The sequence below is a fragment of the Chloroflexota bacterium genome, from assembly GCA_015478725.1.
Classification (GTDB): domain Bacteria; phylum Chloroflexota; class Limnocylindria; order Limnocylindrales; family CSP1-4; genus C-114.
The window spans coordinates 127,728-150,917 of sequence record JADMIG010000002.1 but is presented as its reverse complement, the minus strand read 5'-3'; the positions used below and the strand labels follow the sequence as shown (position 1 = coordinate 150,917).

22 protein-coding genes and 1 pseudogene are annotated in these 23,190 nt (G+C 70.1%); 5 read left to right on the top strand and 18 right to left on the bottom strand.

Translation table 11 applies throughout. The annotated features are described in order from the left end of the window. The first annotated feature begins 2 nt into the window (after positions 1-2). The 3 genes from IVW53_03535 to IVW53_03525 all read left to right on the top strand — a co-directional run bounded on the left by IVW53_03535 (position 3) and on the right by IVW53_03525 (position 3,460). Complete coding sequence (locus tag IVW53_03535) at positions 3-1,322, top strand: ISKra4 family transposase (GenBank protein MBF6604634.1); 1,320 nt, start codon at positions 3-5, stop codon at positions 1,320-1,322. A 327-nt stretch (positions 1,323-1,649) separates the two neighbouring features. Continuing rightward, entirely contained in the window at positions 1,650-1,838 is a 189-nt protein-coding gene (locus tag IVW53_03530) for a hypothetical protein (GenBank protein MBF6604633.1), read from the top strand. Positions 1,839-1,852: 14 nt separating this feature from the next. Continuing rightward, positions 1,853-3,460, top strand: a complete 1,608-nt coding sequence (locus tag IVW53_03525; protein ID MBF6604632.1) for an MFS transporter — start codon at positions 1,853-1,855, stop codon at positions 3,458-3,460. On the opposite strand, the gene IVW53_03520 is transcribed toward IVW53_03525, so the two are convergent. Further along, positions 3,461-3,766, bottom strand: a complete 306-nt coding sequence (locus IVW53_03520; protein MBF6604631.1) for a hypothetical protein — start codon at positions 3,764-3,766, stop codon at positions 3,461-3,463. It abuts the gene before it with no gap. A 161-nt stretch (positions 3,767-3,927) separates the two neighbouring features. Continuing rightward, positions 3,928-4,117: pseudogene (locus IVW53_03515) on the bottom strand (hypothetical protein). Between the two features lie 130 nt (positions 4,118-4,247). Between IVW53_03515 and IVW53_03510 the strand changes: the two are divergent. Continuing rightward, complete coding sequence (locus tag IVW53_03510; GenBank protein MBF6604630.1) at positions 4,248-4,979, top strand: TlpA family protein disulfide reductase; 732 nt, start codon at positions 4,248-4,250, stop codon at positions 4,977-4,979. A gap of 53 nt (positions 4,980-5,032) precedes the next feature. Here the strand turns inward: IVW53_03510 and IVW53_03505 are convergent, their stop codons facing one another. The 16 genes from IVW53_03505 to IVW53_03430 form a co-directional block, all read right to left on the bottom strand. Then, positions 5,033-6,496: an NADH-quinone oxidoreductase subunit N gene (locus tag IVW53_03505; protein MBF6604629.1), complete on the bottom strand. Its 1,464-nt coding sequence runs from the start codon at positions 6,494-6,496 to the stop codon at positions 5,033-5,035. A 17-nt stretch (positions 6,497-6,513) separates the two neighbouring features. Continuing rightward, a complete protein-coding gene (locus IVW53_03500) occupies positions 6,514-8,064 on the bottom strand; it encodes an NADH-quinone oxidoreductase subunit M (GenBank protein MBF6604628.1) in 1,551 nt (516 codons plus the stop codon). A 5-nt stretch (positions 8,065-8,069) separates the two neighbouring features. After that, a complete protein-coding gene (gene nuoL, locus IVW53_03495; GenBank protein ID MBF6604627.1) occupies positions 8,070-10,031 on the bottom strand; it encodes an NADH-quinone oxidoreductase subunit L in 1,962 nt (653 codons plus the stop codon). 22 nt (positions 10,032-10,053) lie between these two features. Further along, complete coding sequence (gene nuoK, locus IVW53_03490) at positions 10,054-10,365, bottom strand: NADH-quinone oxidoreductase subunit NuoK (GenBank protein ID MBF6604626.1); 312 nt, start codon at positions 10,363-10,365, stop codon at positions 10,054-10,056. Continuing rightward, the gene (locus tag IVW53_03485) at positions 10,362-10,898 is read right to left on the bottom strand and encodes an NADH-quinone oxidoreductase subunit J (protein ID MBF6604625.1); all 537 of its coding nucleotides are present in this window, start codon (positions 10,896-10,898) and stop codon (positions 10,362-10,364) included. Before IVW53_03485 ends, nuoK begins: the two co-directional genes overlap by 4 nt. Positions 10,899-10,905: 7 nt before the next feature. Then, positions 10,906-13,602 carry an FAD-dependent oxidoreductase gene (locus IVW53_03480; protein ID MBF6604624.1) on the bottom strand — a complete coding sequence of 899 codons (2,697 nt, stop codon included), beginning with the start codon at positions 13,600-13,602 and terminating at the stop codon, positions 10,906-10,908. Between the two features lie 16 nt (positions 13,603-13,618). Further along, positions 13,619-14,950: an NADH-quinone oxidoreductase subunit L gene (locus IVW53_03475; protein ID MBF6604623.1), complete on the bottom strand. Its 1,332-nt coding sequence runs from the start codon at positions 14,948-14,950 to the stop codon at positions 13,619-13,621. A gap of 4 nt (positions 14,951-14,954) precedes the next feature. Then, positions 14,955-15,617, bottom strand: a complete 663-nt coding sequence (locus tag IVW53_03470) for an NAD(P)H-dependent oxidoreductase subunit E (protein MBF6604622.1) — start codon at positions 15,615-15,617, stop codon at positions 14,955-14,957. Between the two features lie 22 nt (positions 15,618-15,639). Further along, positions 15,640-16,986, bottom strand: a complete 1,347-nt coding sequence (locus IVW53_03465) for an NADH-quinone oxidoreductase subunit H (GenBank protein MBF6604621.1) — start codon at positions 16,984-16,986, stop codon at positions 15,640-15,642. Beyond that, positions 16,983-18,221 (bottom strand): NADH-quinone oxidoreductase subunit D, encoded by a 1,239-nt coding sequence (locus IVW53_03460; protein MBF6604620.1) that lies wholly within the window; start codon positions 18,219-18,221, stop codon positions 16,983-16,985. The genes IVW53_03465 and IVW53_03460 overlap by 4 nt, the downstream gene beginning before the upstream one ends. 9 nt (positions 18,222-18,230) lie before the next feature. Further along, complete coding sequence (locus tag IVW53_03455) at positions 18,231-18,782, bottom strand: NADH-quinone oxidoreductase subunit C (protein ID MBF6604619.1); 552 nt, start codon at positions 18,780-18,782, stop codon at positions 18,231-18,233. A gap of 3 nt (positions 18,783-18,785) precedes the next feature. Next, positions 18,786-19,268, bottom strand: coding sequence for an NADH-quinone oxidoreductase subunit NuoB (gene nuoB, locus IVW53_03450; GenBank protein MBF6604618.1), 483 nt, complete (start codon positions 19,266-19,268; stop codon positions 18,786-18,788). A 224-nt stretch (positions 19,269-19,492) separates the two neighbouring features. Beyond that, positions 19,493-19,900 carry an NADH-quinone oxidoreductase subunit A gene (locus IVW53_03445; protein ID MBF6604617.1) on the bottom strand — a complete coding sequence of 136 codons (408 nt, stop codon included), beginning with the start codon at positions 19,898-19,900 and terminating at the stop codon, positions 19,493-19,495. Positions 19,901-20,338: 438 nt separating this feature from the next. Continuing rightward, positions 20,339-21,412, bottom strand: a complete 1,074-nt coding sequence (locus tag IVW53_03440; GenBank protein ID MBF6604616.1) for a hypothetical protein — start codon at positions 21,410-21,412, stop codon at positions 20,339-20,341. Between the two features lie 38 nt (positions 21,413-21,450). Beyond that, a complete protein-coding gene (locus IVW53_03435; GenBank protein MBF6604615.1) occupies positions 21,451-21,795 on the bottom strand; it encodes a metal-sulfur cluster assembly factor in 345 nt (114 codons plus the stop codon). Beyond that, positions 21,788-22,471, bottom strand: a complete 684-nt coding sequence (locus IVW53_03430; protein ID MBF6604614.1) for a MarR family transcriptional regulator — start codon at positions 22,469-22,471, stop codon at positions 21,788-21,790. Before IVW53_03430 ends, IVW53_03435 begins: the two co-directional genes overlap by 8 nt. Here IVW53_03430 and IVW53_03425 point away from each other — a divergent pair. Continuing rightward, positions 22,419-23,165 carry a hypothetical protein gene (locus IVW53_03425; protein MBF6604613.1) on the top strand — a complete coding sequence of 249 codons (747 nt, stop codon included), beginning with the start codon at positions 22,419-22,421 and terminating at the stop codon, positions 23,163-23,165. The genes IVW53_03430 and IVW53_03425 overlap by 53 nt on opposite strands. The last annotated feature ends 25 nt before the right edge of the window (positions 23,166-23,190 follow it).

The window sequence follows — 23,190 nt, the reverse complement described above, 5'->3', positions numbered from 1 at the left end:
GGCTGGCCGCCCTGGCCGCAAGCTCGCTCGCCGCCGGCGACGCCGAGGGCCTGGCCGCGCTGGAGCTGGCGATCCGGACCGCGATGACCAGGCTCGGCGGCTCGCTGCTCGAGCAGCTGCTGGCCCTCGATACCGGCCACCGCGGGACGCGCATCGACTGCGGGTCGGGCCATCAGGCCACGTTCGTCGCCTATCGGACCAAGGCCCTCGACACGGTGCTCGGGCCGGTCGAGCTGCGGCGCGCCTACTACCACTGCACCGCGTGCGGCCACGGGGTGGTGCCGAGGGACACCGAGCTCGGCGTCACCGGGGCCTCGCTGTCCCCGGGGCTGGCCAGGATGGTGGCCCGGGTGGGTGCGGCGGCGCCGTTCGCCCAGGCCAGCGAGCTGTTGGCCGAGTTGGCTGGGGTCGAGCTGACCACGAAACGGGTGGAGCGCAGCGCGGAGGCCGACGGACAGGTCCTCGTCACGATTGCTGACCGGGAGGCGGCCGCGGTGCTCGCCGGTCGGCTGGTCCCGTTCGCTCCGGCCCCCCCGGTGGCCAAGCTCTACCTGGCGATCGACGGCACCGGCGTCCCCACCGTGCCCGCCGACACCGCGGGGCGGGCCGGCAAGTACCCCGACGGGCGGGCCCGCACCCGCGAGGCGAAACTCGGGGTGCTGTTCACCCAGGCCGGCCTGGACGAGGCCGGCCAGCCGATCCGCGACCCGGGCTCCTCGAGCTACCTCGCCACCCTGGAGCCCGTCGAGCACTTCGGTGCCCTCGTCTACGCCGAGGCGCGCCGGCGCGGCTCGGAGACGGCGAAGCAACTCGTCGTGCTCGGCGACGGGGCGCCCTGGATCTGGCGTCTCGCCGACCTGCACTTCCCGGGCGCGACCCAGATCGTCGACCTCTACCACGCCCGCGAGCACGTCCACGCGCTGGGCGCGCTGGTCGCGCCCACCCTCGGCGACGACGCTCCGGGCTGGCTCGCCGAGCGGCTGGCCGACCTCGACCGCGGTGACGTTCCGGCGCTGCTCGCCACCACCAGGAACCTCTCCCTCCCCGACGCGCAGACCCGCGAGGTCGAGAAGGCACTCGGCTACTTCGAGACCAACGCCGAGCGGATGCGCTACGCGCACTTCCGGGCACTCGGCCACTTCGCCGGGTCCGGCGCGGTCGAGGCCGGCTGCAAGGCCGTCATCGGCCAGCGGCTGAAGCTCTCCGGCATGCGCTGGAGCGTGCGCGGCGCGGCCGGCATCGTCAGCCTGCGCTGCCAGGAGGCGAGCGGCCGCTGGGAGGAAGTCTGGGGGCGCATCCACAACCAGACGACCGCGGCCTGACCGTCAGCACCTACAAATCTGTCGCACACCCGGCGACAACACGGAGGCCGTCGCCCGGGAGATGTCCCCGGATGTCCGGACGGCCTGCTGCTCTCATGCGTTCACAGGGGGAACGTTGGAGTCGCGTCTTCCACCGACCACGTCTCACGCGGTCCCTGGATGCAGGGATGAGATGGATCGGTCCCTCCGAACCCCGGATCGCGTATCCAACGTTCCGGGAATGGGCCGATGAGAATCGGCCTGACCCGACGGGAACCGGTCGTCGCGTCCCCCGTACACTGAGGCACCGCGAGGAGATGAGGACCGTTGGACGCGAGCCGTGAACTGGTGCGCCGCTGGATCGACGTCTCTGACATGCACGATGCCGGCATCTGCGAAGCCATCGTTGCCGAGGCGCACGTCGAGCCGGCCTCCGCGCCGTTCGGCCGTGCCGAGCCGGCAGCGATCCATGGGCCGACCCACCTTCGGGAGGCCGCGGAGGGTGCGCGACCGCTCTTCCCGGCGCCGGGCGGCTGATCACTCGGCCGACGATGGGACGCCGCGACGCATCGATCATCCTGGCGGTCCTCGGCGTCGGCGTCTTCCTTTCCGGCCTCGAGCTCATGATCACGGCGGTCGCCCTTCCGTCCATCCTCCGCGACCTGTCGGATATCACGGATCTGCGGCACGCGGCGTGGATCGTCACTGGGTATCTCCTCGTCTCGATCGTGACCATGCCGCTCGCCGGTCGCCTCGCCGATCTGTGGGGCGTCCGACGCCTGTTCCTCGGCGGGCTCGTCGCGTTCACCGTCGGCTCTGCGCTCGCCGGCGCCGCGCCGACGATCGACGCGCTCATCGCCGCCCGGCTCGTCCAGGCGGTGGGGGGAGGGATCCTCATCCCGGTCGGGACCGCCGCGGCCGCGCACCTCTTCGAGGGTCACCGGCGAGCTCGGGCACTCGGCATCATCGGCGGCCTCACGTTCCTCGGGATGGCGGCCGGACCATTCGTCGGAGCGACGATCCTCGGAGCGCTCCACCCGGCCTCGGCACTTGCCGGCATCGGGATCACGAGCGGTCCGATACTCCATGCCCTCGACCCGGCCTGGCGGTGGGTCTTCTACGTCGACGTCCCGATCGGCATCGTCGCCCTTGCCCTCGCCTGGGCGGCGAGCGACGGCTGGGACACGCCCCGCCGGGCGAGCCGGATCGACCTCCGCGGAGCGGTCCTCTTCTCGCTCGGGCTCGCCGCGGCGCTCGGGTCGGTGAGCCTGATCGGCAGCGCCGGACCGACCGCCGGCGGGTTCGATCCGACCGTCCTCGCCGGGTTCCTCACGGTCGTCGCCGTGGCCGCGATCGCCGGCTACGTCCGTGGCGCCCTTCGGCGCGACGATCCGTTCATCGACCCGCGGCTCTTCCGGGACAGGGTCTTCAGCGCCGCGACGATCGTCTCGCTCCTCACCGGCTATGCCTTCGCCACCGCGATCGTCGGCGGCGCGCTCTTCGTGGACCGGGTCCTGTACGGCGGACCTGACGACCAGCGTCTCGTGCTCGGCGCGCTCGCCCTCGCGACCGCGATCGGCGCGCTCGGGGCCGGCTGGCTCATCCGCACGCTCAGCCTCCGGGCAGTCTCCGCCGTGGGCCTCGGTCTCGCCATCGGCGCGCTCGTGGTCATGAGCCGCTGGGCGCCGAGCGTCGACCTCGGGACGGTCGCCGGCGTGCTGGCGATCTTCGGGCTCGGATTCGGGCTGACGGTGACGCCGCGCTCGACCGCTGCCCTGGGGGCGGTGCCCGCGAGCTCGTACGGCGCGGCCTCCTCGACCGTGACCGTCGCCCGGATGGTGGGCATGGCGATCGGCCTCGCCGTCCTCGCCGCCTACGGCTCGACCGTCATCACCCATCTGTACGACGAGGTCTATCGGACCCCGGGCGGCTACAAGGCGTTCATCCCGGCGGATCTTCGCGATCGGCCGCTCAAGGACGGCCTCGTCGTCGGCGCCCTCGAGTCCTGGGCCGCCATGGAGGCGACATCGGTCATGGTCGGTCTCTTCGCCGTCGCCGCCGGGGTGACTGCGGTGGCGATCCCGGCGGCACTCGTCCTCGGCGGCGGCCCTGGCCGGTCGCGAAACGAGGTCGCGCCCGAGCCTCGCCTCCAGGTGTGATCAGGCGCAGACGATCGGGTGCGGGGTGGGGTGGGCCTGGGCGGCATCCGCCGGCCCGCTCGAGAGGAGGTCGGCGACGACCTGCAGCTTCGGCGAGCCCGCGTACGGTCCCTCCGACGTCTGGAGCCACACCTGATCGTCCTTCGTCTGGAGCGTCGAGAGACTGCGGTCGGCCGGATAGTGCCGCCGTACCTCGACCACCCGGTAGAGGAACAGCTGGTCATCGCTCGTGTACAGCTCGACGAGCATCCCGATCATCGATGCGCCGTCGCTCACCTGGGAGCGGGTGAGGAGCGGCAGGAACATGCCAGTCCGGGCATGGGCGAAGAGGTACGTCGGGCCCGGCTCGCCCGGCTGCGAGAAGAGGTCGAGGTACATCGCGACGTTGCAGAAGGGGAACCCGGCCGGTGGCTTGACCACCGGAAGGTCGATGCCGAGGGCGGGCACGACGACCCGCGTGGTGACCCTCGTCGTGGGCGAGGACGACGGCCCGTCGCTCGGCGTGGGGAATGGAGGCAGGGTGAGCAGGCTGAAGCTCGGCGGGACCGACGTGGGCGCGCTCGACGACGGCGCGCTCGCCGCGCCGCTCGTCAGGACGACCGGCCCGGCATCGACGGGTGTCGAGTAGGTGAGCAGGCCGGCTGTCACGAGGGCGATCCCGGTCGCAGTGAGGACGGCCGGGAGGATCCGGGACCGGAGATGGCCGCGCAGGAGGTCCATGGGTCGGCCATGCTAGCAGCGGTCCTTCGGGACTGCCCTCGAACGGTCGTACTGGTACGCTCCGAAGGTGCATCGCCGCCTCGTCATCCTCCTCGCGGTGCTCGCCGGTGCGGTGACGATGACAGGCGCGCTCGCGGTCGTCATCGCGGTGGCGCCACCGGTGGTCCATCCGGAGCCGACGGTCCCGGCTCCCGGCGGCCCTCCGAACGCCGCCCCGAGCGCGCCCTCCGCCTCCCCGGCCTCCAGCCCGATCCCATCGACGTCCACGCCCGCCGGGTCGGCCCCGCCCGCCTCGCCGTCCGTCGGGACGGCCTCGGCCTCGGCCGGCGCCTCGCCATCCGTCGACCAGCTCGCCGGCCAGTTCCATCTCGGCCAGCCTGCGCCATCGCTCATGGTCGCCAGGCTCGGTGGCGGGACGATCGACCTCTCGAAGCTGCGCGGCACGCCGGTCTGGCTCGACTTCATGGGGACGTACTGCCCCGCCGCCCGAGCCGAGTTCGCGCTCATGGAGGGGTTCGCGACGCGCTATGCGCCGACCGGGCTCACGGTCGTCGCCGTCGACGTGGCCGAGAGTGAGGCGACGATCGCCGCCTTCGCGAAGTCGCTCGGGACGACGTTCCCGATCGGGCTCGACCCGGACGGCACCGCCCAGCGGGCGTGGGGCGCGGTCGTTCTCCCGCTCCATTACTGGATCGGCGCGGACGGCATCATCCGAGCCGCCGCGTACGGTGGTCTCACCGCCGCCGGTATGGCGGCGAACCTTCAGCAGATCCTGCCGACGACGTCTGTCACGCCCTGACGGCCTGGCTCAGCCGAGTCGGACGGTACCGCGGGAGACCGCGTCCGCGACCGCTATGGCAAGGCGCGTGCGGCGTCGCCGACGATCGCGAGCAGCGGGCCGGGGAAGAGTCCGAGCACGATCGTGAGCACGGTCGTCGCCCACAGGCCCGTCCAGACGAGCGAGCTGTGGGGCGACCGGTCCGCCTCGCCGGCCGGTTCGCGCATGAACATGTACACGACGACGCGGAGGTAGTAGAACGCCGCCGCGGCGGCATTGAGGACGGCGAGGACCGCGAGCGCCGTGAGCCAGCCACCGGCCTGGATGGCGGGCAGGATCACGCTGAACTTGGCGAAGAAGCCCGCCGTGGGAGGGATCCCGGTGAGGGACAGCATGAACAGGGTCATGAGGATCCCGAGGATGGGCTCCCGCCGCCCGAGGCCGGCGAACGTGTCGAGCTGGCTCGTCACGCCGGGCCGTCGCTGGAGAGCGGCGACGACGGCGAACGCGCCGAGGTTCATGAACGTGTAGGCGGCCGCGTAGTAGAGCAGCCCCTCGATCCCTTCGATCCGGCCGGCGGCGTACGCGGCGAGGCCGACGAGCATGTACCCGGTGTGGGCGATCGAGCTGTAGGCGAGCATCCGTTTCACGTTGTCCTGGGTGAGGGCCACGAGGTTGCCGAGCGTCATCGTGAGGGCGGCGAGGACGACGATGACGACGAGCCAGTCCGCCTTCACCGGATCGAGCGCGCCGACGAAGAGCCGGAGGATGAGGGCGAAGGCTCCCACCTTGGGGCCCACCGAGAGGTAGCCCGTGATGGGGGTCGGCGAACCCTGGTACGCGTCCGGCGTCCAGTAATGGAACGGGACCGCGGCGATCTTGAAGGCAACGCCGGTCGTGAGGAAGGCGAGGCCCATCGCGAGGCCCGGTGAGAATGGCGCCGAGCCGCTCACCATGGACGACAGATGGGCGGCCACGTCCGCGATCCGGGTCGACCCGCTGAGACCCCAGATGAAGGCGAGTCCGAAGAGGAAGATCGCCGAGCTGAACGAGCCGAGGAGGAAGTACTTGATCGCCCCTTCGGTGGACAGGGCGTCGTGTTTCGCGTACCCGGCGAGGAGGTAGCCCGGCAGGACCATGAGCTCGAGGCCGAGGAAGAGGACGAGGAGGTCGGCCGAGGCGGAGATGAGCATCGCGCCCGTCATCGCGAAGACGAGGACCGCGGCGAACTCGGCGACCGGCAGGCCACGCGGCTCGAGGTAGTCCGGGGCGAAGAGGATCGTCAACGCGACGATCGAGACGAACAGGAGGTCGAGGAAGGTGGTGAGGGCGTCGACCCGGTAGGCACCCGCGAAGGCGTCTGCCGGCGTCCGCCCCGTCAGCAGTGTGAGCGCGGCGACGATGGCGAGGCCGGCGAAGCTGACGATGAGCGCTGCCGTCCGGTCACCGGGCCGGATCATATCGGCGACGACGATCGCGGCGGCGACGAGGATCGCGCCGGCCAGCGGGGCGATGGTGACGAGGTCGGCCCAGGCCATCGTGCTCGCGTGCTCCGCTACTGCCAGGGGAGGAGGTGGATCGCGGTCGCCGCCCCGACGCTGCCGAGCACGGAGTTCACCGTGCCCGAGACGAGGTCGAGGATGAGGCCCGGGAAGAGGCCGAAGACGACGACGAGGGTCCCGAGCGGGACCAGCGTCACGATCTCGACCGGCCGAAGGTCCGTGATGTGGTGGCCGAGGCCGGCGAAGAATTCGGACACGTCGCCGGTGAACATGCGCTGGAACATCCAGAGGAGGTATCCGGCCGCGAAGATCATCACGAACGCGGCGATCGCCGCGACGACCGGGCTGTATGCCCACGCCCCGACGAAGACGAGGAATTCGCCGACGAATCCGGACAGGCCGGGCAGGCCGACGGAGGCGAACACGAAGAACCCGAAGGTCGCCGCGTAGACCGGAGTGAGCGATGCGAGGCCGCCCATCTTCGCGATCGTCCGGTCGTGGGTCCGTTCGTAGATGACGCCGACGAGGAGGAACAGGGCGCCGGTGATGAGCCCGTGGTTCACCATCTGGAGGATCGCGCCGTTCATCCCCTGCGGCTGGAAGATGAAGATCCCGAGGGTGACGAACCCCATGTGGCTCACCGAGCTGTACGCGACGAGCTTCTTGAGGTCCGGTTGCACGAGGGCCACGATCGCTCCGTAGATGATGGCGATGAGGCTCAGGGCGATGATCCACGGCCCGTACGTCCGGGCGGCCTCAGGGAACAACGGCAGGGCGAACCGGATGAACCCGTAGCCGCCGAGCTTGAGGAGCACACCGGCGAGGATGACCGAGCCCGCCGTGGGCGCCTCCACGTGGGCGTCCGGCAACCAGGTGTGAAAGGGGAACATCGGGATCTTGATGGCGAAGGCGAGGAAGAACGCGGCGAAGGCGAACATCTGGAGCGTGTTCGAGAAGCCGGCGGTAGCGGCGTAGTCGCGGAGGTGGATGAAGTCGAACGCCCCCACGAACGAGCCCCCGTGACCCTGCGCGTAGGTGAACGCGGTGGCGAGGATGGCGACGAGCATGAGGAGCGACCCGACGAGGGTGTAGAGGACGAACTTGATCGTCGCGTAGATCCGGCGCGGCCCGCCCCAGATCCCGATGATGAGGTACATCGGGACGAGGACGACCTCCCAGAAGATGTAGAAGAGGAAGAGGTCGAGCGAGAGGAACACCCCGATCATCCCGACCTCGAGGATGAGGAAGGAGATCATGTACTCCTTCACCCGCTCCTTGATCGGCCCGAAGCTCGCGAGGATGCTGATCCACGACAGGGTCGTCGTGAGCAGGACGAGGATGAGGGACAGGCCGTCCGCCCCGAGCTTGTACTGGATCCCGAAGGCGGGGATCCAGTCCGCCTGCTCGACGAACTGGAACCCGCCGCCCGGGCGGCCGGGGAGGAAGCCGACGAGGAGGAGGAGGCTGAACAGCCAGGCCAGGCCGGACGTGCCGAGCGCCGTCCAGCGGGCGAGATCCGGGCGGTTCCGGGGGAGGAAGCCGATGACGATCGCCCCGGCGAGCGGGAGGAACGTGACGATCGAGAGGATGGGGAACGCGGCGATCGACATCAGTGGCCGACGATGAGGAGGTACGAGCCAGCCATGACGATGAGGCCCACGGCGATGCCGAGGGCGTAGTTCTGGACGTGCCCGGTCTGGACCCGGCGGAGCTCGCGCCCGCCGCCGATCGTGAGCGTGCCGATGCCGTTCACCGCCCCGTCGACGACATTCCGGTCGAACCACCACATCGCCGCCGCGACGCGGCCGCCGATCCGGATGAACAGCAGGTCGTAGAGGTCGTCGAACCACCACTTGTTGAGCGAGGCCCGATAGAGGAACGGGACACGGGCGCTTAACGCCCGGACGCGCGCCGGATCGGCCCGCCGGCGGAGGCCGCCGAGCTCGACGCCGAAGAGCCGCCAGGCGATGGCGATGCCGACGACCGCCACGGTGACGCTCGCGAGGAGGAGCGCGCCGTCGATGCCGAAGAGTGAGTAGCTTTCGGTTCGGCCTGACAGCCGGACCGTACTCTCGAAGACGGGCCGGAGCCAGTTCGCGAGGAGGCCGTTCTCGGGCGGCAGGCCGATCGCGATCCCGAGCAGCGCGCTCGGGATCGCGAGGAGGATCAACGGCACCGTCATCGAGCGCGGCGACTCGTGGATCGTCGGCTCGACGGCCGGATCCACCCGGCTCTCGCCCCAGAAGGTGAGGGCGATGAGCCGGAACATGTAGAACGCGGTCATCCCGGCGACGATGAAGCCGACCGCCCAGACCCACAGGAAGCCGTTCTTGAACGCGGAGGCGAGGATCTCGTCCTTGCTGAAGAACCCGGCGAGCGGCGGGATGCCGGAGATCGCGACCGCGCCGATGAGCATCGTCCAGTACGTCACCGGGATCTTCTTCGACAGGCCGCCCATCCGGCGCATGTCCTGCTCGCCGCCCACGGAGTGGATGACCGAGCCCGAGTCGAGGAAGAGGAGTCCCTTGAAGAAGCCATGGGCCATGAGGTGGAAGATCGCCGCCGCCCACGCCCCGACGCCGAGCGCGGCGAACATGTAACCGAGCTGACTGAGCGTCGAATAGGCGAGGACCCGCTTGATATCCGTCTGGGTCGTCGCGATGGAAGCGGCGAGGATCGCGGTGAAGATGCCGATCGCGGCGACGACGACCATCGCCTCCTGGGCGTGGCCGAACAGCGGATTCACGCGGGCGACGAGGTAGACGCCGGCGTTCACCATCGTCGCCGCGTGGATGAGGGCGGAGACGGGCGTCGGGCCCTCCATCGCATCGGGCAGCCAGACGTGGAGCGGGAACTGGGCGCTCTTGCCCACCGCCCCGCAGAAGACGAGCAGGGCGATGACGACGACGAGGCCGTGGTTCTGCGCGTCGAGCGCGCCGAGCCGCTCGAGCGCGACGCGGATGTTGAGCGTCCCGGTGTTCACCCAGATCGCCATGATCCCGAGCGCGAAGCCGACGTCCCCGACGCGGTTGACGATGAACGCCTTCTTCGCCGCCAGGCCGGCGCTCGGCCGGCGATACCAGAAGCCGATGAGGGCGTAGCTCGACAGGCCGACGAGCTCCCAGCCCGCGAAGACGAGGAGGAAGTTGTCGGCGAGGACGAGGAGGAGCATCGAGAACATGAACAGGTTGAGGTAGGCGAAGAACCGCCAGTAGCCGCCGTCGTGACTCATGTAGCCGATCGAGTAGATGTGGACGAGCATCCCGATCGTCGTGACCACGATGAGGAGGACTGCGGTCAGCTGGTCCACCGTGAACCCGATGTCGACGGTGAAGGTCCCGGCGTGGATCCACTGCCAGAGCGTCACGTTCGCGCCCGTCTCGCCGAAGCCGCCGGTCAGGGCCGTCGCCGCGACCGCCATCGAGATGAGCCAGGTGAGCACGATGAGCCCGACCGGCACGAGGCTCGCGGCGGGCTTCCCGTAGCGCGCCTGGAGGCGCCGGCCGAAGAGCGCGCTGAACGCGAAGCCGATGATCGGGATGAGCGGGATGAGCGGGATGAGCTGGTTCATCGGTCGGTCCGGCGGCGTCCGGCTATTGCCGCATCGAGTCGTACTCGTCGACGAGGGGCGTCTTCCGGTTCCGGTAGATCGCGATGACGAGGGCGAGTCCGACCGTCGCCTCGGCGGCCGCGACCGCCATGACGATGATGGCGATGACCGAAGCGTTCGACCTGAACGGCTCGATGAACGACCCGAACGCGACGATCGTGAGGTTCACGGCGTTGATCATGAGTTCGATGGACATGAGCATGCTGATCGCGTTCCGCCGGGCGAGGAAGCCGAATGTCCCGATCGCGAAGAGGATGCCGGACACGATGAGGTAGCTGTCCAGGTTGTCGCTCACGGGCGCTCGCCGCCCTCGCGCCTGGCGAGGAAGATGCCACCGATGACGGCCGCGAGCAGGAGGACGCTGACGATCTCGAACGGCAGGGTGAACGAGGCGAAGAGCGCTCGCGCGACGTCCTCGGTCGCGCTCCGGACCCGCGTCGCGAGGCTCCCCCAGTCCGTGGCGGACACCGTCAGGGCGATGATCGCGGCGAGGACGATCGAGGCGATCGCGGCCGGCCGGGCCTGGGTCTGGAAGACGAGCCGCGCGGGCGCGGCCTTGTTCTCCGTGAGCATGATCGCGAAGAGCACGAGGACGCTGATCGCCCCGATGTAGACGAGCACCTGGGCTCCGGCGACGAGCGGCGCGCCGAGGACGACATAGATCCCGGCGAGGGCGCCGAAGCAGACGATCATCGCCAGGCCGCAGCGGATGATGTCGCGCATCGTCACCACGAGCAGTCCGGCGACGAGGAGGATGGCGGCGAAAAGGACGAAGAGGAGGTCGTCCCAGGTGCCGCCGATGATCGGGATCGTGCTCGGGATGGGCATCCGTGTCTCAGCCGTGCCCGCCGGCCGTGCCGACGCCGTGGTCTGCCGCCGGGCCGGGGACGGCGCCCGCGCCGAGGGCGGGTAGAGGCGCGCCATGACCGGTGCCGTGAGCGTGGCCGTTGCCGTGAGCGTGGCCGTTGCCGTTGGGCACGCCGCCGGCGGCGATCGCTGCCGGCAGCATCGGGAGGAGCCGCGGCGCCGTCGAGCGGCCTTCGGCGAGGGCCCGGGTGGCCCAGTCACGCTCGCGACGGATGTACGTCACCTCTGTCTCGCGGTCGACGGCGGCGAGGGCGAGGAGATCGATCTGCGGGTCCGCCCGGCTCGTGTGGGCGAGCTCGAAGTCCGCTCCATCGCGGAGAGCGTCGTACGGGCAGGCGTCCACGCAGATCCCGCAGAGGATGCAGCGGCTCTCGTCAACCTCGTACTTCTCGAGCACCCGCGGCTTCGGCATGAGGGCACCGGTCGGGCACGTCTCTGCGCATCGGCCGCACGAGACGCAGGGCGTGTCGTTGAGGCTCATGTCGAGCGGCGTCGTGACCAGGGTGTCGAAGCCGATCCGCATGAAGTCGTAGCAGGCCGCCCCGACCACCTCCGAGCAGACCTGGGCGCAGCGGCCGCAGTCGATGCAACGTGATGGCTCGCGCAGGATGAACGCGTGCGAGTCGTCGCGGATGTAGTCGTGGTTGGAGCCCGTGAAGCGGTTCTCGGTCACGCTCCGGTAGCCGGCTCCCTGGTGGTACGCCGGCTCGAGCGTTTGGAGTGTCGTCCCGTACTCGATGCCGAGGCGACGGAGGTCGCAGAATCCGATGGCCTCGCACGTGCACTGGAGGCAGCGGCTCGACTCGGCGACCGCCTCGGCCGGGCTGTACGGGATCTCGTACTCGACATAGCTGCGGTTCCGAGCCTCGGCCGGCATCGCCGTGAGGCGGTGGCGCGACTCCTTGACCTCGCTCGTGAACGGGACGATCGAGAGGAACTCGGGCTGCGGCTCGGCGAGCTGCTGGCGGGTCCTGATTGCCCCGAGGTCGAGCCCCTTGAGGTACGCGTCTGCGGCGTACGAGGCGCGACGTCCCTCGGCCACGGCGGCGACGACCGTCGCTGCGCCGATCCGCACGTCGCCCGTCCCGAACACGCCAGATCGCCCGGTCTCGAACGTCACCGCGTCGGCCTTGAGACGGCGCTGCCTGGTCGCGGTCAGGCCTTCGTTTCCGGGTCCGAACCAGCTGAGATCCGGTCCCTGGCCGATGGCGAGGAGGACCCGGTCGGCCGGCAGGGTGAACTCCGTTCCCGGGGCGGGCTCGGGGCGACGCCGTCCCGAGGCGTCCGGCTCGCCGAGCTTGTTGCGGATGAACTCGACCCCGGTGACCCGGTTCTTCGCGTCCGTGATGACCCGCACCGGTGCGGCCTGGAAGATCGCCGTCGCGCCTTCCTCGATCGCCTCGTGGACCTCGCCGGAGGCCGGCATGTCCTTCATGTCCCGGCGGTAGACGAGGGTCACCTCGGCCGCGCCCTGGCGGATCGACGTCCGGGTGCAATCCATCGAGGTGAAGCCGCCGCCGATGACGATGACCTTCGTGCCCCGGTGGCCGGGGTATTCGAGCCCGAGGGTTGCCGTCTGGAGGTATTCGAGTCCGTCGATGACGCCGTCGGCGTCCTCGCCGGGGATCCCGAGCTTGTTCGTGTCGTAACAGCCGATGGCGATGAGGACCGCATCGTAGCCCTGGTTCTGGAGGTCGTCGAGCGAGAAGTCGCGGCCCAGTCCCTGGCCGCAGCGGATCTCGCCGCCGAGGCGGGTGACGCTCTCGTATTCGGCCTCCAGGACCTCCACCTTGGGCAGGCGGTACTGCGGGATGCCGTAGCGGAGCATCCCCCCGGGAGCCGGGTCGCGCTCGAAGACCGTCACGTCGTGGCCGGCGAGGAGGAGGTAATAGGCCGCCGCCATCCCGGCCGGCCCGGAGCCGATGACCGCAGCACGGCGGCCGGACCTCGGCTGCTGCTCGAACGGGATCGGCGGATCGACGCCCTCGTCGAGCATCGCCCGGAGCACCTGGTCCCCGGCATAGCGGTGGCTGTCCCGGATGGCGATCGCCTCGTCAACCTCGTCGCGCCGGCAGTGCTCCTCGCACGGTGCCGGGCAGACCCGGCCGAGGACCGACGGGAATGGGATCGTCCGCTTGAAGATGCGGGTCGACTCGCGCCAGTTCGCCTCTGCGTTCGCCTTGAGGAAGCCGGGGATGTCGATGTGGCTCGGGCACTTGTTCTGGCACGGGGGAAGGCAGTACGCGTTGTGGTCGCTGAAGATGAGCTCGAGGTTCGTCGCCCGCAGCTGGCGGACCATCTCGGTCTGCGTCTGGACGACCATTCCGGCCGTCGCCCGCTGCGAGCAGCTGATCGGCGGGTGCTCCTCGCCCTCGACCTCCACGACGCACATCCGGCAGGCGCCGAAGCCCGGGAGCTTCGGCTCGTAGCAGAGGGTGGGGATCTCGATCCCGTTGTCCCGACAGACCTCGAGGATCGTCTGGCCCTCGCGCCCCTCGATGAGGCGGCCGTCCACCTCGAGACGGATCGCCGGGGCGGACTGCGGTCGCTGCGGTGACTGGGTCGTGATGAGGCGCTCGGCGAGCGAGTCGTCGCGAGGCGTGACCGTGTCCACGACGGCGAGCAGGCCGGGGGCTTCGTGGGGGCGGACGATGAGGTCGGTCATCGGGTCGCGGTCTGCCTCACTGGGCCCCGGCGCCGGCGATCACCGCGATCGGGTGGCATACGCCGGCGGGGCATGAGCTGCGGAGGATGTGGTCGTCGAGCTCCGCCCGGAAGTATCGCATCCCGCTCGTGTACGGGAGGGTCGTCAGGCGCTCGTGGTCGCACAGGGCGCTCTCGACCATGTCGTGGGACAGGTCGGCGAGGAGCTGGAGGTCCGTCGGGCGCGGCCGACCGCCGACGACCCGATCGCCGATCTCCGTCAGGCGTCGCGTCCCGATCCGGCACGGGATCGTCTTGCCGCACGCCTCGTCGGCGCAGAACCGGGTGAGGACTCGAGCGAGATCGACGACGCAGGTCCGATCGTCGACCGCGACGACGCTCCCCGAACCGATGTGCGCCCCCGCGAGCCGGAGGGGATCGAAGTCGTAGAGCGTGTCGAGGGCGTCGGCCGGCAGGAGTCCACCGGACGGGCCGCCGACGAGGACGGCTTTGAGTCGGTGGCCCGCCGTGACCGGCCCGCCGAGGGCGACGATCTCGCCGAGCCGGGTCCCGAGCGGGATCTCGGCGATGGCGGACCGCTCCGCTCCGCGGACCTGGACGAGGATCGTGCCAGGACTCGCGGACCCGCCGAGCGCGGCGAAGGCCTCCGCGCCGTGGCGGACGATCCACGGCACCGCGGCGAGCGTCTGGACGTTCTGGACGACGGTCGGCGCGCCGAACAGGCCGCGCTCCGTCGGGTGGGGCGGGCGTTGTTCCGGCTGGCCGCGCTTGCCCTCGAGGGCCTTGAGGAGGACCGTCTCCTCGCCGAGCATGTACGCGCCCTGGACGGTCCGGACGTGGACCGTGAGGTCGCGGCCGGGAGCGATCGCATCGGGGCCGAGGTGACCCGCCGCCTCGGCCGCGGCGATAGACGCTTCGAGGGCCGAGATCGCGGCGGTCGCTTCGGCGCGGACGGCGATGATCGCCTCTGCCGCGCCGATCGCGAAGGCGGCGATCGCCGCTCCCTCGACGACCGCGGACGGGGCGCGCTCCAGGAGCGTCCGATCCGTCGAGACCGCCGGGTCCGCCCCGTACCCGTTGGCGACGACATAGCGCCGTCCGGTGTCCATCGCCGCCGCCGCGCGCCACTTCTCACCGGTCGGGAAGCCGCCACCGCCGCGACCCCGAAGCCCCGACGCGACGACCGCGGCGATCGTCCCGGCCGGACCGAGCTCGGCGATCGCCCGCCGGAGGCCGGCGAACGATCCGACCGCGCCGTCCGTCCCGGTCGTGCCGCCGCCGGCGTCCGCTCCACTGCGCGGAAGGAGGATCGCCGGCCAGGTGGCCGGCGTCGCGAGGATCTCGGTCATCGGGTCAGGCCCGTCCCGGGCGTCCGAGCGCGGTGTCGAGCGCCGCGATGAACGCCTCCTCCGACGGCCGGTGGTGGGCGACGGCCGCGGCCTGCTCGACCGCCTCGGGTGCCTCGAAGCGGAGATGACGGTAGTACGAGGCGGTGCCGTAGATCATCGCGTACCACGCCCCCGTCGCGTGGGAGATCCGCTTGAGCGCCGCCACCGGGAGATAGCCGAACCGGGCCTGCGTCGCCTCGAGGATCGCGAGCATGCGGGCCGGGTCGCGGTCGTGCGCATCGAGGATCGCGTCGACGGCGGCGAGGCCGTCCGGTGTGTCGAAGTGGGCGTACGCCTCGTCCGGCACCGTCCGCCCGGATCGGCGGAGTGCTGACTCCTCGCGCCGCTCGCCATACGTCTCCGGCGCTCCCCAGTGGACGTGGTAGCGGCCCTTCGTGTCCGTCCCGCCCATGTCGATGCATTCGATCGGGCAGGCCTGGGCGCACTGGAAGCAGGTCTCGCACTTGAGCGTGCCCCATTCGTCATAGAGGAGCTGCAGCCGCCCCCGGAACTTCGGCGTGATCGTCGCCGCGACTTCCGGGTAGCGGATGGTGGCCTTCGGCTCGAAGAAGCGCCGAAGCGTGATCGCCATCCCCTTGACGATGCCGAGGCCGGGCAGCTGGCTCACCGGACGACCCTCACGGATGCGCTCACCGACCCACCACGACGATCGCGGCGGCCGTGACGAACAGGTTGAGGAGCGAGGCAGGCAGGAGCCACTTCCAGGCGAAACCCATGAGCTGATCGATGCGGACCCGTGGCAGGGTCCCCCGGAGCCAGACGAACGTGAACACGAAGACGTACGTCTTGCCGAGGAACCAGAGGAGCCCGGCGACCCAGTCGAAGGTGAGAAACGCCCAGCCGGCCACCGCGACGACCGCGAGGAGATTGAAGAGGATGAACCCGATGACGAGGGCCTGCCAGGCGGGCATCGAGCTTCGGGCGACGAAGAACGGAGCGGCCAGGAGGAGGGTCCCGATCAGCGGCACGATCGCGATGAGGATGAGCAGGCCGATTCCGAGGCTGCCCGGGTCGAGCGAGGAGACGATCGGCCACGGCCAGTCGAGCGGTGCCGTCCAGCCGCCGAAGAAGAGGGTCACGGTGAGGGCGGAGATGATGAAGACGTTGACGTATTCGGCGAAGAAGAAGAAGCCGAACCGCATGCCGCTGTACTCGGTCGCGTAGCCCGCGACGATCTCGCTGTCCGCCTCGGTGAGGTCGAACGGTGTCCGGTTCGCCTCGGCTGCAGCCGCGATGAGGAAGATGAGCGCCCCGAGCGGCTGGCGGAAGATGTTCCAGTCGAGGACCGAGCCGGATTGCATGAGGACGATCCGGTTGAGGCTCATCGTCCCGGCGAGGAGGATGAGCCCGACGACCGAGAGCGTGAGCGGGATCTCGTAGCTCACGACCTGGGCTGCCGACCGGAGTCCGCCGAGGAGCGAGTACTTGTTGAAGCTCGACCAGCCGGCCATGAGCAGGCCGACGACGGACAGCCCGCCGATCGCGAAGAAGTAGAGGAGGGCGAGGTTGATGTCGCCCTGCCCGAACAGCCCCGGCCCGAAGGGGATGACGAGGAGGGCCATGACGCTCGCGAGGTAGACGACCACCGGCGCCCACGTGAAGACGAGTGGGTCCACCCCGGTCGGCGTGAAGTCCTCCTTCATGAGGACCTTGAGCCCGTGGACGACGGACAGGGCGGATCCGAACGGACCCACGCGATCCGGACCGACCCGCAGGTTCATGAGGGCGATGACCTTCATCTCCATGTAGATGATGAGGAAGGCCGTCGGGACGGTCATGAGGAGGACGGCCGTCGCGGCCACGGCGAACCGGACGAGCGGGAGATTCGCGGCGAGGAAGTCGACGATCGCGCCGCCCCACAGGACGATGGCGATACCGAGCGGCACAAGCAGGGCGAGGAGCAGCGGGACCGCGACGAAGACCACCTTGCCGGCGATCGTCAGCCTCGTCCAGGTGCGGCCGACGGCGGCGGTCACTTGTCCACCCCGCCCATGATCGGATCGAGGGAGGCCATGACCGCCATCGTGTCGGCGATGAGGTGGCCCGGCATGACGAGGCCCACGGTCTGGAGATTGACGAAGCTCGGGTCGTGGATCCGCATCCGGAACGGCTGATCCGTTCCGTCGCTCATCGCATACGTCGCGAGCTGGCCGCGCGGTCCCTCGACCGCCGCGTAGGCCCGACCGGGTCGCGGGCGGAGAAGCCGGGGGAGCTTCGCCATGATCGGCCCGTCCGGCATCTCATGGAGACACTGGTCGATGATGCGGAGACTCTGGCGCACCTCGTCCATCCGGAGCAGGTACCGCGCCAGGCAGTCGCCCTCGCTCCGGGTCGGCACGTCGAAGTCGAGCTCCGGGTAGACGCTGTACGGATGAGCCCGGCGGACGTCGAACGGGACGCCGGTGGAGCGCAGGTTCGGGCCGCTCAGGCACATCCGCATCGCCGTCTCCCGATCGACGACGCCGAGGCCGCGCATCCGGCGGACGAAGATCTCGTTCTCGTTGAGGAGGGCGAGCTCCGTGTCGAGCTGGCTCGTCGCGTGACTCATCCAGCGCCCGAGACGGCTCATGAAGTCGTGGTTCAGGTCGCCGTTGACCCCGCCGATCCGGAAGTAGTTGAAGAGCATCCGCTGACCGGCGATGCTCGCCAGCATCTCGACGATCTCGTCGCGTTCGATGAAGCCCCACAGGATCGGGGTGAGACCGCCGAGGTCGAGGGCCATCCAGCCGACGAACATGATGTGGCTCATCACCCGGTTGAGCTCGCCGGTGAGGACCCGGATGTACTCGGCTCGTCGCGGAACCTCGACGTCGAGGAGCTTCTCGAAGGCCATGACCGGCGCCCACTCCATGAAGAGCGAGCTCACATATTCGAGCGGGTCCGTGTAGCAGATCGCCTGGTGGTAGTCGGCGTTCTCGCAGAGCTTCTCCACTCCGCGGTGGAGGTAGCCGAGGACCGGGTCGAGATCCACGACCTGCTCCCCGTCGATCTTGAGGACGATCCGCAGGACGCCGTGCGTCGACGGGTGCTGTGGTCCGATGTTGATGAACATCTCGCCGTCGCCGAGGGTGTAGAACTCCGCCTCCCGCTCGGTGCGTGGCGGATACGGCGGGACCGGCTCGAAGACGCCGATCTGCTCGTCGAGCATGACTCGCGGATCGTCGGCCGAGGCGTGGCGCGGCGTGCGACGGTCGTCTGCGGTCGTCGTCATGGCGCTGGGTCAGCCGGCCGTCGAGCGGCGGACGACCGCTCCCGGGGTGGCGTTCACCGGCGCGTGGACCTGCTCCATGTGGCGGACGCCGCCGCCCGGCGAGCGTGACGCATCGTCAGGCAGGAAGAAGTCCTTGCGGAGCGGGAAGCTCGTGTAGTCGGGCGGCATGTAGATCCGCCGGAGGTCCCGGTTCCCCTCGAACGTGATGCCGAACATGTCATAGGCCTCGCGTTCCTGCCACTCGGCACCCTTCCACAGGAAGGTGACCGACGGGACGCGCGGATCGTCCCGCGACAGGCCGACGGCGACGACGCGGAGCCAGTCCGGCGAGGTCTCGCTCCAGAGGTGATAGACCGCCTGCATCTCCGTGCCCGTGTCCACCCCGCACAGGTCGCCGAGGAACGTGAATCGGAACTCCGGCTCGTCGTGGAGCGCCCGGAGGACGGCCGGGACCTCCGCCGGTGGGATCCGGATCTCCGTCTCGTCGTGGCGCTGGTGGACCGGGCCACCGAGCAGATCGCCGAACCGCACCTCGAGGCGGCGCTTGAGCGCTCGGTCCATCGCCTAGACGCCGTCCGGCACGGTCGGGCCGATGGCTCGCTCCGGCCAGTGGCCGCGGCGGTCCTTGACGATCTGCTGGAGCTTCATCATCCCGTAGATGAGCCCCTCCGGCCGCGGCGGGCAGCCGGGGACGTAGACGTCGACGGGCATGATCCGGTCGATCCCCTGGATCGTCGAGTAGCTCCGCTTGTAGCGGCCGCCCGAACACGTGCAGTCGCCCATCGCGACGCACCACTTGGGCTCCGGCATCTGCTCCCACAGGCGGACGAGGGGGCCGGCCATCTTCGTCGTGCACGTCCCGGCGACGATGAGGACGTCCGCCTGGCGCGGGCTCGCGCGGAACGGGAACATCCCCCAGCGGTCCATGTCGTTGACGCTCGTCGCCGCCGACATCATCTCGATCGCACAGCAGGCGAGGCCGGACAGGAGCGGCCAGAGGCTGTTCGCCCGGAGGAGGTCGAGCACATAGTCCGCCTTCGTCGGGATGACCTCGAGGGCGCCGCCCCAGCGGGCGTCGTCCCGGGCGCCGACGCCGGACGCCTCGAACTCCGCGAGGTGGGTGATGTCCGACGGTCGCCCACCGTCGTAGGCGAGCGGGTCGCTCGACTGCCACAGGGTGTTCGGGACCACGATCGGCGCGCTGGGGGCATCCGTTCCCTCGGCCGCGACGAGGGCAGCGCCGGGGCCGGCGAGGCCGCGGCGCGGGTCTGTCACTGCCACGTGAGCACCCCCTTGCGCCACGCATAGCCGAGGCCGAGGAGGAGGATCGCCACGAAGATGAGCATGCTGACGAAGCCGCCGAGGAGCAGGTCGCGGAACACGAGCGCCCAGAGGTAGATGAAGATCACCTCGATGTCGAAGGCGACGAACAGCAGGGCGTAGATGTAGAAGCTCAGGCCGAACCGGGCGTGGGTGTCGCCGTAGGTGTCGATGCCGCTCTCGTACGGCAGGCCCTTGTGGACGTCGCCGCGATTCCGATGGGAGATGAGCCACGCCATGCCGATCGTGAGGAAGACGAACGACACACCGGCGAAGGCGAAACCGACGATGTACCAGAGGGCAGTCAACGGAACCTCACTCCGGGCGCGTCCGGCACCGCCGGCCGCCGTGCGGCTCATGGGCTTCGGGCGCGGGCGCCCAAAGGACGGCGGCCCGCGCCGGAATTCTAGCAGCGGAGCCGTTCCGGCAGCGGTCGAGGTCCGACGGCTTGGGTGCACGCGACTGCGTCAATGCCAACGGCTACGGTGCCAGCCCGCCCCCGCGATGCAGGCGACGCACCACGACCGGCTGGGAGCGGCATCGAGCGTGGGTCTGTCGAGATCCTCACCCGAACCTCGTCAGCCTGCGCACGCGCTCGCGAGGCGGCGCGGAAGCGGTGTCCCCCCGAGTGGTGGGATTTGATCGCGGCTCCTGACGCCGGCTGAGCCGGACAGTCAGGGGCCACCGGTGTGATTCTCAGCGTGTCCCGAGCACGGATCACGAAGGAGGCACCGAGTGCCCTCTCACAGAGGTGGTGGAGGATTGACCTCCCCGGATCCGTGGTCTCGGGTGTCGCCTCATCGCACAGTCCTGAACAGGCTCGCTCGGCGTCGTGTCTCGACGACCGACGTGACGACCGACCCGCCGAGGAAAAGCAGCACAGCCACGACGTTCAGGACGCCGCCCAGCTGCCAGCCCGCGCTCCGGCCCATGACGTCGCCGATGACGATCCGGATCAGCAGGCCCGCGTGGAGCAGGACGAGGTGACCATAGAACCACGGCCGGTACGGGAGTGGGAGGCCGAGGATCGCCGGAAGGATCACGGGCGCGTGGCCGAAGATCATCGACATGACGAACCCGAGGAAGAGGGCATGGAGCATCGTGTCATAGGGGCGGCCGGCGATCACCGCTCCGAACGCGAGCCAGGCACCGCCGGCGACGGCCAGCCAGGCATAGCCGATCAGCAGGCAGAGGGCGATGAACCGTGTCACCCCCGGCATCCGGACGGTCTGACGGGCGAGGTCGTTTCGAGCCAGCCAGGCCGCGAGGCCGAGGAGGCCGACACCCGCCAGCCGGACGCCGGCATCCGGAACGACGAGGGTCGCGACGATCCCGCCGACGAAGACCGCCGCAACGAGGATGAAGGCGGTACGTTTCGGGCCCGACAGACGACCGAGCCGGGCGAGCTCGAGTCGCTCGCCGGCGATCGTCAGGACGAGGAACCCGGCGAGCCACGGGACGACGGCACTCACCGGCCGGCCCGCGACGAGGAGGAGTGCCGCGACGAGCCAGGCGAACGCGCCGACCGCCTCGACGCGGGTGTGCAGCGCGACTTCGATCCGGTCGAATGCGCCATAGATCGCGATGAACAGGGCTCCGCCGATCGTGAAGAGGACGGTCCCGACGGCCATCGGCAGCCCGACGATCAGCGCGAGCCCGCCGAGACCGGTCGCCAGCGGCGCGAGGTATCCCCACGGCCGGCCGAGTGCGACCGCCCGCTCGAGCGAGATCAGCGTGCCGAGGAACCCGAGGGTCATCAACAGGCCGTGGTCCGCGGCCAGTCGCACCGTACCGGGCGCCAGTGGCAGCCCGAGCAGGACGAGTGCACCTGTCAGGCCCACCAGCAGCGCCGCCGCCCCGAGCACGAGCATCGCCAACCGCCATGATCCGCTCGCGATCCCGATCGCCCTCACCGGTCCCACCCGAGCTGGGCCTTGGCCGCGTCGCTCATCCGGTCCGGCGACCACGGCGGTTCGTGGGTCAGCTCGACCTCGACGTCGAGGACCCGATCGACCCGAAGCAGCGCCCAGCGGATCTCGTCACGGAGGTATGACCCGATCGGACACGCCGGCGTCGTCGTCGTCATCAGGATGTGCGCGACGCCATCGACCATCTCCGCACCGTAGACGAGCCCGAGGTCGACGATGTTGACCCCGAGCTCGGGGTCGATGACCGCGCGGAGCTCCTCGACGAGCCGCCCGGCGTCGACCTCCGGGCCGAGCAGGCGGGCCAGGCGAAGGGGCTGGTCAGCCATCGGCCGAACCCTCTCGAGGCCCGAGATGTGCGACGCACAGGTCCGGGGCGACGAAGGGTTCGAGGCGGACGGCATCGAGCGGTGCCCCCAGCTCCCGGAGCGCTCCCCGCATCAGGCCGAGATGGACCCCACAGACGACGTCTTGGTGCTCCCGCGCAAGAGGCCCGAACGGGCAGTGGCGAAGGCGGATCGGGTCACTGGCGCCTGCCGGCCGCTCTGGAGCGAAGCCCGCGTGGTCGAGCAGCGTGACGAGGCGGTCGACGGCGTCGCTGGCGTTGGGCGTGGGTGCTGCGTCGGCGGCCATCGTGCGGCCCCAGCGGTCCCCGGCGCGGGTCGCGGAACCGGCCGGGTCGGGCTGGAGGGCGAGCTGGTCCGCGAGGACCCGGGCGAGTTCGCGATAGGCGCTGGGGTCGGGATCTCCATCCTCCGGTTCGGCAACATACCGGAGGCTCGGTCGCCCGCGGCCCGCGGATGGGGCGATGCTCCGGGCGACGAGCCCCGCGTCCACGAGCTGGTCGAGCTGCTCGCGTACGGAGTTCGGGTGGAGGCCGACCGTCTCGGCGAGCTCGCGCACCCCAACCGGACCGTCGGCCTGGCGGAGGACGGCGAGGAGTCTCGAGCGGGTGAGCCCGGCGAGGACACGGTGGCGGTGCTGTGGCGATGACATGGCTTGCATTTTGCACGGATATGGACGTAAATATCAAGTACCAACCATCTGGTCGTTGCTTGAAGGAGAAGCCGCGGGTGTCGAACTGGGCAACGAGGAAGCCGCAGCGGCCATCCGAGCTGACCACGCGGAGCTCAACGACAATCTCCTGATCCCCGCTCTCGTCGCGAACCTTGGCAGTGTCGCTCACCCGCGGCTGGCCGGCGAGGCCACGCGTCGGCGCGCGGCAGGTGAGACCTTCAACGGCTGGACGGCGTCAACGCAGTACCCGGCCCGGCTCGAGGCAGCCGGGAGGACCACTGGAAGGAGCCATCCGATGACCGATGATCGTCTTCTCGACGTGCGCGAGGAGCCGTCGATCCGGCACCATGCCCGGAGCGTCGAGACGTTCGACGCCCTCGGTGACATGGTTACCGCATCAGATCCCGAACAGGCCCGCGCTGAGGCCCTCGCCGCCGAGGGGGTCGAGAAGACCCGATCCGTGATCGCGGCCGACAAGGCCGAGAAACGGGAGGCAGCCAACGGGCGGGCCAGGCTCCGCCGAGAACTTGCGCAAGTTCTGGCCAAGGCGACGGTTGACGACATCGCCAGGATCATCGCCCACGATCCCGCCCGGGCGCGTGGCCTGAAGGATGCGCTCACCTTTTACGAGGACAGCCGCCCCTGCCCCTCCTGCGGCTGGAGCGGACGATCTCACGCCTGAGGAGCAGGCCGAGGTGGACGAGCGC

Bases quoted from the DNA above. Each gene is read 5' to 3' on its own strand.
- IVW53_03485 (MBF6604625.1), bottom strand. From the start codon at position 10,898: ATGCCCATCCCGAGCACGATCCCGATCATCGGCGGCACCTGGGACGAC.
- IVW53_03525 (MBF6604632.1), top strand. From the start codon at position 1,853: ATGGGACGCCGCGACGCATCGATCATCCTGGCGGTCCTCGGCGTCGGC.
- IVW53_03430 (MBF6604614.1), bottom strand. From the start codon at position 22,471: ATGCAAGCCATGTCATCGCCACAGCACCGCCACCGTGTCCTCGCCGGG.
- IVW53_03455 (MBF6604619.1), bottom strand. From the start codon at position 18,782: ATGGACCGAGCGCTCAAGCGCCGCCTCGAGGTGCGGTTCGGCGATCTG.
- IVW53_03475 (MBF6604623.1), bottom strand. From the start codon at position 14,950: ATGACCGAGATCCTCGCGACGCCGGCCACCTGGCCGGCGATCCTCCTT.
- IVW53_03445 (MBF6604617.1), bottom strand. From the start codon at position 19,900: ATGAGCCGCACGGCGGCCGGCGGTGCCGGACGCGCCCGGAGTGAGGTT.
- IVW53_03480 (MBF6604624.1), bottom strand. From the start codon at position 13,602: ATGACCGACCTCATCGTCCGCCCCCACGAAGCCCCCGGCCTGCTCGCC.
- nuoL (MBF6604627.1), bottom strand. From the start codon at position 10,031: ATGAACCAGCTCATCCCGCTCATCCCGCTCATCCCGATCATCGGCTTC.
- IVW53_03440 (MBF6604616.1), bottom strand. From the start codon at position 21,412: ATGCTCGTGCTCGGGGCGGCGGCGCTGCTGGTGGGCCTGACAGGTGCA.
- IVW53_03520 (MBF6604631.1), bottom strand. From the start codon at position 3,766: ATGTTCCTGCCGCTCCTCACCCGCTCCCAGGTGAGCGACGGCGCATCG.
- IVW53_03505 (MBF6604629.1), bottom strand. From the start codon at position 6,496: ATGGCCTGGGCCGACCTCGTCACCATCGCCCCGCTGGCCGGCGCGATC.
- IVW53_03435 (MBF6604615.1), bottom strand. From the start codon at position 21,795: ATGGCTGACCAGCCCCTTCGCCTGGCCCGCCTGCTCGGCCCGGAGGTC.
- IVW53_03460 (MBF6604620.1), bottom strand. From the start codon at position 18,221: ATGACGACGACCGCAGACGACCGTCGCACGCCGCGCCACGCCTCGGCC.